Below are 16,325 nucleotides of genomic sequence, written 5' to 3'. Positions count from 1 at the left end.
CACAATGATATTTTCATGAATGTGTAACTTGCATGATGAAGAGGTTCAAGATAAAGTGCAAAAATCACAACTAATTTAAGGAAAGTGCATAATGCAATTGAAGAGAATCCTTACTACGCTCGCAGCTGTCATGGCACTTGTAGCAAATGTCTATGCGAGTGAACCTATTAAAATTGGTGTTTACCTCCCATTAAGTGGTCAAAATGCATTTGGAGGCCAGCTTGAAATTAGAGGTATAGAGTTGGCACATAAAAAAGTTCCAGAGATATTAGGGCGTAAAGTGGAACTTATTATTATTGATAATAAGTCTGATAAAGTAGAAGCTGCAAATGCTGTTATGCGTTTAACTGCAAGTGAAAAGGTGAATGGAATCATTGGTAGTTATGGCTCTTCACTCTCATTGGCTGGTGGAGAAATATCTGAAAAGGCAAAAACTCCAAGTATTGCGACGTCTTCAACAAGTCCACTTGTTACACAGGGTAAAAAATATTACTTCCGCACTTGCTTTATTGATTCCTATCAAGGTATAGGCATCGCAACTTATGTGAGCCAAAATTTACATGCAAAAAAAGCAGCTATCCTTAAGGATATATCGAGCGATTATGCGATTGGCCTTGCTAGTTATTTCACACGTGCCTTCAAAAAATTAGGTGGCGAGGTTATCTCCAATTTGAACTATAATTCTGGAGATCAGGATTTTTCAGCAGTTCTTACACAGATTATAGCACAAGAACCTGATGTCTTATTTATTCCATCTTATTTTTCTGAAGGTGCCATCATCATGAAACAAGCACGCGAATTAGGTGCAAAGTTTAAAATCATGGGTGGAGATGCTATGGATAATCCTGAAACTATTGCAATTGCAGGAAAAGCTGCTGAAGGTTTTTTACATACGACCCTTCCCTACAGTGAAGACATGCCAAATATGTCAGCAGCTGCACAGGAATTCACAAATGAGTGGAGAGCAGCTTATCCTGATAAAGAACCAAATATCAATTCTGTTTTGGGTTACACGAGTTATATGATGTTTATGAAAGCTATTGAAAATGCTGGCAGTGCTGATCGTGAAAAAATTACCATTGCACTTAGCCAGTTAAAAGATTTTCAAACGCCTTTTGGCAATATGTCTATGGATGAAAATCATAATCCTAAAATTCCTATTGGTATAATTGAAATAAAGGATGGAAAACGTGTCTATTTAGAGGAAGTTAAACCTGCTTTTTAAAGTGAGCGTTTTATTAATCAAAATACAAGAATTAGTTGAGGATTTTTTCCTCAACTAAAGTCTAAAAATTTCTTGTTTTGTCCTATATGAATTAACAAATGTGGAAGGATGAGAGATGAGCACTGAAATGTTCATCCAGTATTTTTTTAATGCACTGGCATTGGGATCTCTTTATGGACTGATCGCTATTGGTTACACCATGGTCTATGGTATATTGAGACTCATTAATTTTGCTCACGGCGACATCTTTATGTTGGGAGCATATTTTGTTTTCTTTTCCACCATCAGTTTTATGCCTGCTTGGGCGGCAATTCTTCTTTTGTTGCTTGCTGTTCTCATCTATTATTCGGTGTTCATAGGTTTCAAAAGGCGCCCTTCAATTTATTGGATTGCTATTTTTTTAATTCTTGCGTTAGGATTTGTTTATTATTTTAAAATTTCCCCACAAGATTTTACACCGATCTGGGTTTTAGCTCTTTGTTTTTCCATTTTTATTACAAGTGCAGTGGGAATTATTGTTGATCAATTTGCTTATAAACCTCTTCGCCATGCTCCGCGTATCTCGGCACTTATCGGCGCAATAGGTGTTTCCTTTTTTATTGAAAATCTTGCAACCGTACTCTTTAGCGGTGTTCCAAAAGGTGTAAAACAGCCAGATTTTCTTGTAAAACCATTCTTATGGCATTTAGAAGCAGACAAAGTCATTAGGATTGCTCCCATGTCTCTTATTGTTCCTATTGTTTCGTTTATTCTTATTATTTCGCTGCTGTGGATTATCCACAAAACAAAACCTGGTCTTGCTATGCGTGCAATCTCCCATGATATTGAAACAACACGTTTGATGGGCGTCTCTGTCAATAAAGTCATTGCATTTACATTTGGAATAGGCTCAGCACTTGCCGCTATCGCGGGTATTATGTGGTCACTGCGTTATCCTCAAATTCATCCTTATATGGGCGTTCTTCCAGGGCTTAAAGCATTTATTGCCGCTGTTATTGGAGGTATCGGTTCAATTCCAGGAGCAATGTTAGGGGGATTATTGCTCGGATTTATTGAAATTATGATTATCGCATTCTTTCCTGCATTATCTGGCTATAGAGATGCCTTCGCTTTTATTTTATTAATTCTGATTTTATTGATAATGCCCACGGGCTTAATGGGTAAAAAAAGTCAGGAGAAAATCTAATGGGAAAATCAGCAACAACGTTTTTATCGTGCGTCAGTATTTTAGTTCTTATCGGTTTTTTGTTTTATGCTGATAACCATTTTAATGATTACACACTTCGTATCATCAATCTTGTTGCTATTAATGCGATATTGGCAATTTCGCTTAATTTGATTTATGGTTTTACTGGAATGTTTTCTCTCGGACATGCTGGTTTTATGGCTATTGGTGCTTATGTCTGCGCAATTTTACTTCTTTCCCCCGAACAAAAAGAAATGATGTGGATTCTTGAACCTATAGCTGAACCATTATATCACTTGCAGTTACCTTTTTTTCTCACTGTTGTTGTAAGTGGTTTATGTGCTGCAGTTGTAGGTTTATTGGTTGCTCTGCCAATATTGCGTCTTGGTGGTGATTATCTTGGAATTGCAACATTAGGATTTGCAGAAATTATCCGTATTGTTATTACAAATGCTACCTCGTTAACAAATGGCTCTTTGGGAATTAAAGGAATTCCTCAAGAAGCAACATTATGGTGGAACTATGGTTGGTTAGCATTTACAGTTCTCTTTATTGTTCTCTTACTGCGAAGCAATACTGGTAACGTACTGCGTGCTATTCGTGATGATGAAATTGCTGCAAAAACCATGGGAATTAATGCTTTTTTTTACCGTAGTTTTTCCTTTACTGTCGGTGCATTTTTTGCAGGTGTAGGAGGAGCATTGATGGCTGCTCTTATTTCTACGATCGATCCCAAAATGTTCAACTTTCTGCTCACTTTTAATATTTTGATGATTGTTGTTGCCGGTGGTCTTGGCTCAATTACAGGAAGCATTATTGGCAGCATTATTATTACAGTCATGCTTGAATGGCTTCGTATTATTGAAAGTCCGTTTGACTTAGGTTTTATACATATTCCAGAGACACCAGGACTCCGGATGATTATTTTTTCTCTTTTATTGCTCGTTATTATCTTATTTTGGAGAAAAGGTTTGTTGGGACAACGTGAATTCTCATGGAATGGAATTTATCACTTTTTAACACGCAAGAAGCTCTCTAATACTGAGGGAAAGCTATGAACGACACTATCCTTTCACTCAATGATATTGTAATGCGTTTTGGTGGTTTAGTTGCTGTTAATAATATTAATATGGCAATTAAGCGAGGAACCATTACTGGATTAATTGGTCCCAATGGCGCTGGAAAAACAACAGTTTTTAATATGATTTCTGGCTTTTATGCCCCCACAAGTGGAACCATTCTGCTTGATGAAGAAAAACTTTCTGGAGCTCCTCCTTATATTATCTGTCGACGCCATATTGCACGAACATTTCAAAATATTCGTCTTTTTGCAGGTCTGACAGTCTTACAAAATGTTATGGTGGGTGCGCATGTTCGGCAAAAACATCCATGGTTTTCTTCAGCTCTGTTTTTCCCAAAAGCAGTAAAAGAAAAAAAGAAATTTATAAAAATGCAATAGAGCTTCTTGAAAGACTCAAACTTGATCACCTTGCCAATCAACCAGCAACGTCTCTGCCCTATGGAGTGCAACGACGTTTAGAAATTGCGCGCGCGTTAGCAACAAAGCCAAAATTGCTTCTTCTTGATGAACCGGTTGCTGGTATGAATCCACAGGAAAGTGAAGATCTCAGGAAATTCATAGCAAAAGTGCAAAAAGACTTTGATCTTACAATTCTGCTTATTGAACACGATATGAAAGTTGTTATGGGGCTTTGCCAATATATTATTGTAATGGAGCATGGTTGTTGCATTGCCAATGGCACACCAGATGAAATTCGTAACAACCCTAAAGTTATTGAAGCTTATCTTGGCGGAGATGTTTATGGATATTCTTAAAATTAAAAATCTTCACGTTCATTATGGTGCCATTAAAGCTATCCAAAATCTTTCTCTGTCTATAAAAAAAGGAAGTATAGTCACTTTGATAGGTGCCAATGGAGCAGGAAAAAGCAGTATTGTGCGCTCTATTACAGGACTTAATCAATCTGTTTATGGAGAGATTAGCTATAAAGGTGAATCAATTATTAAAAAGTCACCAGAAAAAATTTTGCAATTAGGGATTGCACTTAGTCCTGAAGGACGTCGCATTATGCCCCATTTCACTGTTTTAGAGAATCTCCATCTAGGTGCTTATATTCGTCATGATAAATCTGGAATTGCACGCGATATTGAATGGATATTTGAGCTTTTCCCGCGCTTGCGTGAAAGAGCAAAACAATTGGGGGGTACAATGTCAGGTGGGGAACAACAAATGCTGGCTGTAGGCCGTGCGCTTATGAGCAATCCTGATATGATAATATTAGATGAACCCTCTCTGGGGCTAGCACCACTTCTTGTAAAGGAACTTTTTTCGATTATCCGGAAAATTAATGATATGGGAAAAACTGTTCTTCTTATTGAACAAAATGCATTTGCAGCACTTTCCATTGCTGATTATGCTTATATTTTAGAGGTAGGACGTGTTTTATTTCATGGTGAAGGTAAAAGCATGCTTTCGGATCCACGTGTTAAAGAAGCATATCTTGGTGGATGAAAAATACAGAACGTTTAAAAATTAGCAGTTTATTCTTCTCAAAAGCATTCCTCTAGTATAAAGAGGAATGCTTTTTTTAAGTGGATTTTTTTTGTGTTTATATCCACCACTTTTCAGCGCTGAACGTCCCAGCAGCTTGTTCTATAATGTATGCTATTTGAAAAATAACTTCTTCAGCAAAAGGCTTACCAATCAATTGTAATCCTAATGGTAAGCCATTTGATGAGAGACCAGCAGGAATAGAGATCCCTGGTAAACCAGCCATATTAACTGGTACAGTAAAAATATCATTGAGATACATCGCTACAGCATCATTTTTAATTCTTTCATCAGCAATACCAAATGCTGGTGTTGGTGTTGCAGGTGTGAGGATAGCATCAACGCCAGAGGCAAAACATTGATCAAAATCACGCTTTACGAGTGTTCGTACTTTTTGTGCTTTAAGATAATAAGCATCATAATAACCTGAGGAGAGAACATAAGTACCAACCAAAATACGCCGTTTAACTTCATCACCAAAACCCACTGAACGGGTATTTTCATACATTTCAATGACATCTTTTCCTGGTATACGTAAACCAAAACGGACACCATCATAACGCGCTAAATTAGAAGATGCTTCTGCAGGAGCGACAATATAATAGGCAGGTAAAGCATATTTTGTATGGGGTAATGAAATATCGTGTATTTCAGCACCCGCTTCTTTTAGCCAATTCATGCCCTTTTGCCAAAGCTCAATAATCTCAGGAGACATTCCTTCCATATGATATTCTTTTGGAATACCAATTTTCATTCCTTTGATTGATTGACCAAGGTAACTTTCATAATTTGGAACCGGTAAATTCACGGAAGTAGAATCTTTTTCATCAAAAGAAGCCATGGATTGAAGTAAGATAGCACAATCGCGCACATCCCGCCCTATGGGCCCTGCTTGATCAAGTGATGAGGCAAAAGCTATAGTTCCCCACCGTGAACAACGTCCATAAGTTGGTTTAATCCCGACCGTCCCAGTGAATGCTGCAGGTTGGCGTATTGAACCACCTGTATCTGTTGCTGTTGCACCAGCACAAAGACCTGCTGCAACAGCAGCTGCAGAACCACCTGAAGAACCACCCGGCACAAGCTTTTCATGGGAACCTTTTTTTCTCCATGGGCTTATAACTGGGCCATAATATGATGTCTCATTGGAGGAACCCATAGCAAATTCATCCATATTAAGCTTCCCTAACATAACGGCTCCATCTTGCCATAAATTAGCGGTCACTGTTGATTCATAATGCGGTTTAAAATGATCAAGAATATGAGAACAAGCTTGCGTATGAACACCACATGTTGCAAAAAGATCCTTAATTCCTAGTGGAATTCCTTCTAAAAGTCTCCCCTGCCCTTTCGCCAAACGGCACTCTGATTCAACAGCCATTTTTCTTGCTTGTTCTGCTGTTATTGCTACATAAGCGTTCAAAGTTGGATTAGCCAGTTCAATTGCTTTTAAATAAGATTCTGTCAATTCCGTTGCTGTGAATTCTTTATTTATGAGAGCATCACGAGCCTGTGCAATTGTGAATGTTGTTAAATCGGTCATATTGGTTCTCAAGCTTTTTAAAATATTAAAAATTACTCAACGACTTTTGGGACAAGAAAAAAGTTTTCTTCCGTAACAGGTGCATTTGCTACAATATCTGCTGCTTTATCACCATCTGTGATATTATCTTCACGCATTCGTAAAGTCATTGGTATCACGGATGTTAAGGGTTCAACATTCCCAACATCGACTTCATTTAATTGTTCAACAAAACCTAAAATGACATTGAGTTCTTTTGTCATACGTTGTACTTCATCATCATGGACAGCAATACGCGCTAAATGTGCCACCCGCTTGACTGTTTCTTGATCAACAGACATACTGTGCCTTTCTGCTTTTTTGATATTTACTTACTGGCTATACAAGGCTGCGTTTGCAAACGCAAGAATGTTGATAAGGCAAATAAAATAGAACTATGAACAGGAAATACTAAAAAGACTTAAATATCAATCCCATGAGTGTTATTAACATAAATGAAATTATAATACATCTCTTGCCTAGCCAAACAATAGCAGGTTTAGATTTGGGCACAAAAACTATCGGAATTGCAATTTCTGATATGGGGTTGACTTTTGCAAATCCGCGTCCTGTATTACAGCGAAAAAAATTTATGGAAGATGCCCATACACTTATAAAAATTTTTGATCGTGAAAACGTAGGAGCAATTGTCATTGGCTTACCTCTTAACATGAATGGAAGTAGTGGTCCTCGTGCTCAGGCAACCAGAACTTTTGTAAGCAATATGAAAACACTTACAGAAATTCCATTTATTTTTTGGGATGAACGCTTATCAACAAGTGCCGCAGAACGCACTCTTCTAGAAATGGACGTATCACGTGCTAAAAGAGCAAACCGTATTGATTCGGCTGCAGCTGCTTTCATATTGCAAGGTGCTCTCAATAGGATTCGAAGCCTTCATCATATAGATGGATAAAGAACATTGAGCAAATGTCCCGCATTATATCGCGCAATAAGCATTCCGTAAGAAGATCTCCATTGCCCACCAAGACGGCTTTCCATATAAGCATTTGCAACATGTTCTATATCTGTAGAACGCAATGATGCAGCTGCAGCTGCATATGCCACTTGTTCAATAAAAAATCTTCCAGCTCCCTCATTTGCTGATGCCATTTCTACAGCAGATTTAATGATCTCAATTGCCCGTGGGCCTGCTGGACCAATATCAAGAGCAATTTTTTCTAACAATTTATGGAACAATCCTGGTGCTTTTTCAGCAATGAGAATTGCATCCTTTACTAATTGATTAGCAGAAATATTTCTCACAATTCGTGCAGGGCTATTACATAACATTTGTGACAATGGATTGTCCTCTACAAAACTTTCAATGCCAAGTTGTGCAATAATTTCACCAAGAATAGGCACCACTAATTGGCTTGTGTGATAAGCAATAATAGGAGTCATAATTCTTGCAAAAGCAGCTTCAGAGCGATCATTTGCAGCATTGTCAAAGGCCCGTGCTAAACGCAAAACCAATGCTTGTGCAGCAGCAATATCCAAAGCAATATCTGCAAAAATACGTTCTGTTAGCGGTGACAAAGGCTGATCGGACCTTTTTTGTCGAAAAAAATCTATGCCAAATTGAAGTGCAGCCCGCAAAACACCTGCCGATACAACAGATTGATCAAAACGCATCATCGTTTCTATATCTTTAATGACTTTAGGTCCTTCTCCAATATTTCCCAAAAGCCAACCATAATTCCCTTGAAAATCAACAACACCTTCTGGTGTTAAAAATTCTCCGGAACGCCGCAGCAAATGACGAATTTTAATAGATCCATTTAATGCGCCATTCTCTTGTATACGTGGAACTAAAAAGCAACTCAAATGGCCATCTAACTCTGCACTCACAAGATATCCATCCACTATAGGATTAATAACATTGGTTTTTACAACATCTAAACGATAGAGATCTCGCCCCATTTTTTCATCAAAAGAAATTTTCTTAACACTAGGAAAATTGAAAGCGTATTTTTCTCCTTGTTTAACATCATCAAAAGCACAGGTCAGTGAAGCCGCTTTTTTGCTGTGAATAGGCTTTGAGGATAAATCATATTGGCGTGATAAGAGTATATTTTGCCATTTTTTGAAAAGCTCAGCATCACTAATTAAGACGGCAATAGCCGCACTTGTTATAATAACCTCATTCAAATGTCCTGTTTCCAAACCAGCAGATAAAGCCAAGCGAATGGCACGCGCTTGATAGCGTACTCCGTTTTCTGAGGTCGAATTTTCCCAAAGCGAAGTGACCAAACCTGCTTGTCTAGAATATTGTTGAAGAGCCTGATAAGAAGAATGTATTTCTAGCTTTTCCGCTTGCTGCCCCCATTCATCATTATAGCGTAAGAATGGGCGATAACGATTCGCCAAACAGGAAAGCTCCCATGCCTCATGACTTGCTACAAAATCTCCTATCTCCTCAAAACTTGCTAATAAGAATTTAGGCAAAGTAGAAGCAATACGAAACATCAGCGTATCACTGAGAAATGCATTTTTTCGACGAGCAGTTTGCGCAGATACAGCATTCATAGGTATATTCCATTATTCAAATCATAGACTATTCATAGACTATTTGTCTTTTTGCAGTTAAAAAACATTTATCATATTCAAACAAATGCTTGTTTAACCTGTTTAAAGAGAGATAAAATAGAATGCTATGACTCAAAATATTTTTTTTCCACTTTTCCCCCACCAACATCTTTTGGGTATTAAAGATTTGAGTGTACAGGATCTCTCTACATTGCTTGATCGCGCCGATACAAATGTTACTTTTTCTAAAAAAATTGATAAAACAAAATCGATCTTATATGGACGAACTCAAATTAATCTCTTCTTTGAAGCTTCCACGCGAACACAATCTTCTTTTGAATTAGCTGGCAAACAATTAGGAGCCAATGTGATGAATATGGCCATTGGCAATTCATCTGTAAAAAAAGGAGAAACATTGATTGATACTGCTACAACCCTCAATGCAATGAAGCCAGATATACTTGTCGTTCGCCATAGTAGCGCTGGAGCTGCTGCTTTGTTAGCACAAAAAGTTAATTGTTGTGTCATTAATGCAGGCGATGGTGCTCATGAACATCCAACACAGGCTCTCTTAGACGCTCTGACCATTAAAAGAACAAAAGGTCGTATTGAGGGATTAACGGTCGCAATTTGTGGAGATATTTTGCACTCACGTGTCGCGCGGTCCAATATCCTTAGTCTTAATGCTTTAGGCGCCCGCGTTCGTGTTGTTGCCCCTTCTACACTCTTACCCAAAGGAATTTCCAATATGAGTGTTGAGGTTTTTAACACGATGAAGGAAGGCCTTAAAGGCGCTGATGTTGTCATGATGCTACGCTTACAGCATGAACGTATGACAGGTTCTTTTATTCCATCGATTCGTGAATATTTTCATTATTTTGGCTTGCATAAAGAAAATTTGGCTTATGCTAAAAATGATTGCATTATTCTGCATCCTGGCCCAATAAACCGTGGTGTAGAAATAGCATCTGACATAGCAGATGGACCACAAAGTATGATTCATAAACAAGTAGAAATGGGAATTGCTGTGCGTATGGCTGTCATGGAGGCTTTATTGGCTTCACGTCTGCAGCCAAGTGGAGAAAAAGAATGATAAAGCCAATTGTCTTTCAAAATGCCCGTATTATTGATCCTTCACGCACAATGGATGAAATTGGCACTGTTATCGTTGAAAATGGACAGATTACAGCTGCTGGAAAGGAAGCCTTGAATCAAGGAACTCCTGAGGGGGCAGAAATTATTAATGCACAAAACAAAGCAATTCTCCCTGGACTTGTTGATGCTCGTGTCTTTGTTGGGGAACCAGGAAATGAACACCAAGAAACACTCGCCACAGCAAATCAAGCAGCAGCAGCAGGTGGCATTACTTCCTTTCTTATGATGCCAGACACAAACCCAGTTATTGATAATGTAGCACTTGTTAAATTCATTACACGTACAGCAAGAGAAATGTCATCGGTTAATATCTATCCTGTTGCAGCAATAACTCAAGGTTTTAACGGGCAAGAAATAACCGAATTTGGCTTACTAAAAGATGCAGGAGCAGTTGCTTTTAGTGAAGGAAAAAAAACACTTCAAAGTTCATCTGTTATGCGGCGTGCAATGACTTATGCACGCGATTTTGATGTTCCATTGATGCATGAAACACAAGATAAAGAACTCACAGAAAAAGGTGTTATGAATGAAGGGCTGCTCGCCAGTTGGCTAGGACTTTCTGGCATTCCTCGTGAAGCAGAAGTCATTCCTCTCGAAAGAGATTTACGACTAGCAGCTTTAACACAAACACGCTATCATGCCGCACAAATATCGACAGCACTCTCTGTTGATGCACTTCGCTTAAACAAACAGCGAAATGCAAAGATTTCAGCTGGTGTGTCCATTCACCATTTATCTCTTAACGAAAATGATATTGGTGAATATCGTACTTCTTGCCGCCTCATACCGCCATTGCGTGCAGAGGAAGATCGTATAGCACTGATTGAAGCAATAAAAGATGGGACAGTGGATATTATTGTCTCTTCTCATGATCCTCAACATGCTGATACAAAACATTTACCATTTGATGAAGCCTCTTCAGGTGCTGTTGGTATGGAAACCTTGCTAAGTGCAGCTTTACGTCTTTATCATGATGAAACCATATCTCTTTTACGATTAGTCGACCTTTTATCAACGGCACCCGCAAAACTCTTTAACCTTAATGCGGGAACACTCAAAAAAGGTGCTCATGCAGACCTTATTTTGGTAGATCTTGAAGAGCCATGGGTCGTTTCTAAAGATAGATTGTATTCGCGTTCAAAAAATACACCTTTTGAGAATGCACGTTTCCAAGGACGCGTTCTCCAAACCTTTCTTAAGGGACAATCAATTTTTAAGCTTCATGAGATTGTTGATGAATAAAATAGAAACGCTTTTTCAGTTTACTCCATGGTTTATCTTTCTGTTATCCTATCTCATTGGCTCTATTCCATTTGGTCTCATTTTTACGCGATTGGCCAAGCTTGGTGATGTGAGAACAATTGGTTCTGGAAATATTGGAGCTACAAATGTTCTACGAACAGGAAACAAAAAAGTTGCTGCCCTCACACTTCTTTGCGATATGTTGAAAGGGACGGTTGTTGTTCTTGTTATAAAATTTTTAAGTGATCCAGTAGAAAACAATATAATTATTTCTTTCGCAGGTTTTTTTGTTTTCTTAGGACATCTTTTTCCCATATGGTTGAAATTCAAAGGTGGTAAAGGTGTTGCTACCTATCTTGGAGTCTGCTTGGGATTCTACTGGCCAGCAGCAATTGTTTTCGTCGTTGTGTGGATGGGAATTTTTTTGCTTACACGCTATTCTTCTTTATCTGCACTTATTGCTGTTGTGATGACTTCAATATTTGTTTTTTATCTTTCTGACCCTCATTTTTATTGTATGCTGATGGCTATGAGCATATTTGTATATATAAAACATCATACAAATATCACTAGATTGTTTACTGGGAAAGAAAGCAAGATTGGTATGCAAAACGGGAATGAATAAAGGAATTCTACTTACTGATCGTCAACGTCTAAATTGGTTGCGGTTATTACGCAGTGAAAATATCGGAGCAGTAAGTTTTCGTAATCTCATTGATCATTATAAAACAGCAGAAAATGCTCTAGCAGCACTTCCTGAGCTTAGTAGAAAAGGGGGACTTTCTACATCTATTCGCATAACAACGATAGAAGATGCGGAAAAAGAAATGCAAGCAGCTGAAAGGTTAGGTATTCGGTTTATTGGTGTAGGGGAACCGGATTATCCTCCCTTTCTTAAAGTGATGGAAGCATCACCACCTCTTATTGCCATAAAAGGCAATATTTCGGTTTTTCAGAAACCTTCTGTTGGAATTGTAGGCTCTCGAAATGCTTCAGCGGCTGGCAAAAAACTTGCTGCTCAATTTGCTCATTTTCTTGGAAACGCTGGCTTTGCAACCATTTCTGGGCTTGCTCGTGGAATTGATAGCATTGTGCATCAAGCAAGCCTATTAACAGGTACAGTTGCGGTGATGGCTGGAGGAATTGACCATATCTATCCTCCTGAAAATAAAAAGTTATACGAAGATATTGTTGCCAATGGTGGAGCAATTATTAGTGAAATGCCCATTGCTTGGAAACCACGCGCTATCGATTTCCCAAGAAGAAATCGTATTATCGCAGGTCTCTCACTTGGCCTGCTAGTGGTAGAAGCTGCCCTACGATCAGGGTCTTTAATTACAGCACGCCAAGCTGCAGAAATCGGACGATTAACCTTCGCCATTCCTGGCTCTCCACTTGATCCAAGATCCGTTGGTACAAACAATCTCATCAAGGATGGAGCACAACTTACCACTCATCCTTCTGATATCATAGAAACGCTTACACCATTAACACCACCACCTCAAAATTCTCAACTCAACTTTTTTGAGGAAGGAGAAGCTGCCTCCATAGAATTTGAAAAAAAGCAAGTTAATGAATCTAATGAAAAAGACAATAAACCTTCTGCTCTTAAAAACGATAAAGAACGTGCAGCTGTTTTTTCCGCTCTTTCCACAACGCCAATTGACTTAGACACACTTAGTACTCATTCAGGTGTTTCACTGCCAAACCTCTACCTCTTACTGGTCGAGCTTGAGCTTTCTGGAAAGCTTATTCGGCACTCTGGTGGTTATGTGTCATTGTCGAATTCTGATCTTCTCCAAGAGCATCAGCGCTATTAATAATGCTTTGCCCTTCTTTGGCGACCATATCCAAAAGTAGTGCTAAAAGCGGGCTGTGCGCTTGACGCGCCATTTGATTCATTTGTTTTGACATATCTGTAATATATTGGATAACTTTTAAATGATTTATAAACATAATCCTCTATCCTTGAGCATTTCCCCTCCTACTTCTCAACAGATGTTCTTTTAATATTCTGCCATATGTTTTTGTATTCGCAGTGGAAAAATAAATCGTGCAACTCCATATAGGGGGTATTTTAACAATAACAATCACAAGTTGTACAAAATTAATGTTTTTTGTATGACAAATATTTTTTTATGTGCTCTTTATCAATTGTCATTAGCTATTCGCATGAAAGGTAGTTATAAAAAGACTTTTTATTTCAACATTTGGGTAAAATTATGGATATCGTTATCGTTGAATCTCCAGCAAAAGCAAAAACAATTAATAAATATCTTGGCTCCCAATACAAAGTGGTCGCATCATTTGGACATGTTCGTGATTTGCCCGCAAAAGATGGTTCCGTTCTGCCTGATCAAGATTTTTCTATGAAATGGGATATAGATTCTGCTGCTGCTAAACGTTTAAATGAAATAGCGAAAGCCGTTAAAGAAGCCGATAGTTTGATCCTAGCAACCGACCCTGATCGAGAGGGGGAAGCTATTTCATGGCATATTTTAGATGTTCTTCGTCAGAAAAAAGTTTTAAAGGATAAGCCTATTAAACGGGTAGTGTTTAATGCCATCACTAAAAAATCTGTACTTGATGCCATGAACAAACCACGTGATATTGATACATCACTTGTAGATGCCTATCTTGCACGTCGCGCTCTTGATTATCTCGTCGGTTTTACACTCTCACCTGTTTTGTGGCGGAAACTCCCCGGTGCACGGTCTGCTGGTCGCGTTCAATCTGTTGCTTTGCGTATTATTTGTGATCGTGAATCAGAAATAGAACATTTTATCAAAGAAGATTATTGGTCTCTGACAGCAGAATTAAAAACCATCCGAAACGATAGCTTCCAAGCAAGATTAACAACGTTTAATCAAAAGAAGATTGGCAAACTTGATATTAAATCTCAAGAACAAGCAGATCAAATTCGTCTTATGTTGGAGGAAGCAACATATCATACACTCAGTGTTGAAGCAAAGCCGACAAAAAGAAATCCTTCTCCTCCGTTTACAACATCCACTTTACAGCAAGCTGCTTCTTCAAAATTAGGATTTTCAGCTTCTCGTACTATGCAAATTGCTCAAAAGCTTTACGAAGGCGTTGAAATTAATGGCGAAACGACAGGACTTATTACCTATATGCGTACCGATGGTGTACAAATAGCACCTGAAGCCATTGATTCAGTACGAAAAGTGATTCATGAATCTTTTGGCAGTAATTATATTCCTGAAAAACCACGTTTTTATTCGACAAAAGCAAAGAACGCACAAGAAGCACACGAGGCAATCCGCCCAACAGATTTTCAACGCACTCCCCATCAAGTACGAAATTTTCTCGACAGCGATCAAGCAAAGCTCTATGAACTCATATGGAAGCGCGCTATTGCCAGCCAAATGTGTTCTGCTGAAATTGAACGCACAACCGTTGAAATTGAGGCACAGCAAAGAGAAAATCGTGCTAATCTACGTGCTACAGGTTCTGTTATTCGTTTTGATGGCTTTATTTCTGTCTACACTGATCAAAGAGAGGAGGAAAACAGTGAGGAAAATGAAACAACACGTTTGCCACAAATAAATACTGATGAAGTGCTAAAAAAAGAAAAAGTTGAATCTATACAACATAGTACAGAGCCACCTCCCCGTTATTCTGAAGCTTCCTTAATTAAAAAGCTTGAAGAGTTAGGAATCGGTCGTCCTTCAACTTATGCATCGACATTGGCTACGCTCTGTGATCGTGGATATATTATTATTGATAAAAAAAAGCTTATTCCTGATGCCAAAGGCCGTATCGTTACAGCTTTTCTTGAAAATTTCTTTAATCGTTATGTAGAATATGGTTTTACAGCAGATCTTGAAGAAAAATTAGATCTTATATCAGATGGAAAACTTTCTTGGAAAGGTGTCATGCGCGATTTCTGGGATGGGTTTAACGCATCTATTACCAATATCAAAGAACTCCGTATAACCAATGTCCTTGACGTTTTAAACGTAACATTAGCGCCTCTCGCTTTTCCTGTTCGTGAAGATGGAAGTGATGTCCGGTCCTGCCCACTTTGTACAAACGGTGAATTATCTTTAAAATTAGGGCGTTATGGTGCATTTGTTGGCTGCTCCAATTATCCCGAGTGCAAATATACACGCCAACTTGGAACAGATACTGGAGAAGAAAAAGAAATCATGCAGAATGATGAGCCTGTTATACTTGGTGTCGATCCTAAAACAGGAAAAGAAATCTCTCTTCGCAATGGCCGTTTTGGTCCCTATATTCAACTTGGTGAAAAAAAAGAAACCAAACGTGCAGGGTTGCCAAAAGAATGGAAAGCAGCAAATATCACTCTTGACAAAGCCTTGGCTTTACTATCCCTGCCCCGTGAAATTGGTACGCATCCTGAAACAGGAAAAATGATTACAGCAAACATCGGACGCTATGGTCCCTACCTTACGCATGATGGTAAATCTGCTCCTCTCCTTCATGCAGACGAAGTTTTTGATATTGGAATCAATCGTGCCGTTACAGTGTTGGCTGAAAAGCAAGAAAATAAAACAACACGCAGCAGAACAGTCTCTGCAGCACTTGCAACATTAGGAGAGCACCCTGATGGAGGAACTATCACTGTGCGCAATGGACGTTACGGTCCGTATGTTAATTGGGGCAAAATTAATGCAACATTGCCAAAAGATAAAGAACCAATTAGTGTGACTCTTTCAGAAGCATTAGAACTTATAGCGGCTAAAACATCTGGGAAAAAAGCAACCGGTAAAGCTTCTAGTAAAAAAGTAACTACAAAACGAGCTCCTTCTAAAAGAAAAGAGACATAAACTTTGGCTAAAGGCGAAAAAAAACAAAATATTTTCAATCATTC

Annotated in this window: 14 protein-coding genes and 1 pseudogene; 11 read left to right on the top strand and 4 right to left on the bottom strand. The window is 38.5% G+C overall.

The genetic code is table 11. The features are described from left to right. Positions 1-91: 91 nt before the first annotated feature. The 5 genes and pseudogenes from BN202_RS00710 to BN202_RS00690 all read left to right on the top strand — a co-directional run bounded on the left by BN202_RS00710 (position 92) and on the right by BN202_RS00690 (position 4,944). On the top strand, positions 92-1,225 hold the full coding sequence (locus BN202_RS00710; protein WP_019218600.1) for an ABC transporter substrate-binding protein: 1,134 nt from the start codon (positions 92-94) through the stop codon (positions 1,223-1,225). 115 nt (positions 1,226-1,340) lie between these two features. After that, on the top strand, positions 1,341-2,411 hold the full coding sequence (locus BN202_RS00705; RefSeq protein WP_019218599.1) for a branched-chain amino acid ABC transporter permease: 1,071 nt from the start codon (positions 1,341-1,343) through the stop codon (positions 2,409-2,411). Beyond that, the gene (locus BN202_RS00700) at positions 2,411-3,469 is read left to right on the top strand and encodes a branched-chain amino acid ABC transporter permease (protein ID WP_019218598.1); all 1,059 of its coding nucleotides are present in this window, start codon (positions 2,411-2,413) and stop codon (positions 3,467-3,469) included. The genes BN202_RS00705 and BN202_RS00700 overlap by 1 nt, the downstream gene beginning before the upstream one ends. Next, positions 3,466-4,247: pseudogene (locus tag BN202_RS00695) on the top strand (ABC transporter ATP-binding protein). Before BN202_RS00700 ends, BN202_RS00695 begins: the two are co-directional and overlap by 4 nt. Further along, positions 4,234-4,944: an ABC transporter ATP-binding protein gene (locus BN202_RS00690; protein WP_019218597.1), complete on the top strand. Its 711-nt coding sequence runs from the start codon at positions 4,234-4,236 to the stop codon at positions 4,942-4,944. Before BN202_RS00695 ends, BN202_RS00690 begins: the two are co-directional and overlap by 14 nt. Positions 4,945-5,041: 97 nt before the next feature. Here the strand turns inward: BN202_RS00690 and gatA are convergent, their stop codons facing one another. Both gatA and gatC read right to left on the bottom strand, forming a co-directional pair. After that, positions 5,042-6,526: an Asp-tRNA(Asn)/Glu-tRNA(Gln) amidotransferase subunit GatA gene (gatA, locus tag BN202_RS00685; protein ID WP_019218596.1), complete on the bottom strand. Its 1,485-nt coding sequence runs from the start codon at positions 6,524-6,526 to the stop codon at positions 5,042-5,044. Between the two features lie 32 nt (positions 6,527-6,558). Continuing rightward, positions 6,559-6,846 carry an Asp-tRNA(Asn)/Glu-tRNA(Gln) amidotransferase subunit GatC gene (gene gatC, locus BN202_RS00680; RefSeq protein WP_019218595.1) on the bottom strand — a complete coding sequence of 96 codons (288 nt, stop codon included), beginning with the start codon at positions 6,844-6,846 and terminating at the stop codon, positions 6,559-6,561. Positions 6,847-6,980: 134 nt separating this feature from the next. Here gatC and ruvX point away from each other — a divergent pair, with 134 nt between their 5' ends. Next, positions 6,981-7,460: a Holliday junction resolvase RuvX gene (ruvX, locus tag BN202_RS00675; protein ID WP_019218594.1), complete on the top strand. Its 480-nt coding sequence runs from the start codon at positions 6,981-6,983 to the stop codon at positions 7,458-7,460. Here the strand turns inward: ruvX and BN202_RS00670 are convergent. Beyond that, the gene (locus BN202_RS00670) at positions 7,445-9,073 is read right to left on the bottom strand and encodes an acyl-CoA dehydrogenase family protein (protein WP_019218593.1); all 1,629 of its coding nucleotides are present in this window, start codon (positions 9,071-9,073) and stop codon (positions 7,445-7,447) included. The two genes, ruvX and BN202_RS00670, sit on opposite strands and share 16 nt — an antisense overlap. A gap of 127 nt (positions 9,074-9,200) precedes the next feature. Between BN202_RS00670 and BN202_RS00665 the strand changes: the two genes are divergently transcribed. The 4 genes from BN202_RS00665 to dprA are packed head-to-tail and all read left to right on the top strand — an operon-like array spanning position 9,201 to position 13,290. Next, positions 9,201-10,166 (top strand): aspartate carbamoyltransferase catalytic subunit, encoded by a 966-nt coding sequence (locus BN202_RS00665; protein ID WP_019218592.1) that lies wholly within the window; start codon positions 9,201-9,203, stop codon positions 10,164-10,166. Beyond that, positions 10,163-11,470, top strand: coding sequence for a dihydroorotase (locus tag BN202_RS00660; RefSeq protein ID WP_019218591.1), 1,308 nt, complete (start codon positions 10,163-10,165; stop codon positions 11,468-11,470). The genes BN202_RS00665 and BN202_RS00660 overlap by 4 nt, the downstream gene beginning before the upstream one ends. After that, complete coding sequence (gene plsY / locus BN202_RS00655; RefSeq protein ID WP_019218590.1) at positions 11,463-12,095, top strand: glycerol-3-phosphate 1-O-acyltransferase PlsY; 633 nt, start codon at positions 11,463-11,465, stop codon at positions 12,093-12,095. The genes BN202_RS00660 and plsY overlap by 8 nt, the downstream gene beginning before the upstream one ends. After that, positions 12,070-13,290, top strand: a complete 1,221-nt coding sequence (gene dprA / locus BN202_RS00650; RefSeq protein ID WP_482762590.1) for a DNA-processing protein DprA — start codon at positions 12,070-12,072, stop codon at positions 13,288-13,290. Before plsY ends, dprA begins: the two co-directional genes overlap by 26 nt. On the opposite strand, the gene BN202_RS10155 is transcribed toward dprA, so the two are convergent. After that, positions 13,220-13,426: a hypothetical protein gene (locus BN202_RS10155; RefSeq protein WP_083859146.1), complete on the bottom strand. Its 207-nt coding sequence runs from the start codon at positions 13,424-13,426 to the stop codon at positions 13,220-13,222. The genes dprA and BN202_RS10155 overlap by 71 nt on opposite strands. A 266-nt stretch (positions 13,427-13,692) precedes the next feature. On the opposite strand from BN202_RS10155, the gene topA reads away from it, so the two are divergent. Continuing rightward, a complete protein-coding gene (gene topA / locus BN202_RS00645; protein WP_019218588.1) occupies positions 13,693-16,281 on the top strand; it encodes a type I DNA topoisomerase in 2,589 nt (862 codons plus the stop codon). The last annotated feature ends 44 nt before the right edge of the window (positions 16,282-16,325 follow it).

Source organism: Bartonella florencae (assembly GCF_000312525.1).
GTDB lineage: Bacteria > Pseudomonadota > Alphaproteobacteria > Rhizobiales > Rhizobiaceae > Bartonella > Bartonella florencae.
The sequence above is the reverse complement of the archived record's forward strand: the minus strand, read 5'-3'. Positions and strand labels throughout refer to the sequence as shown.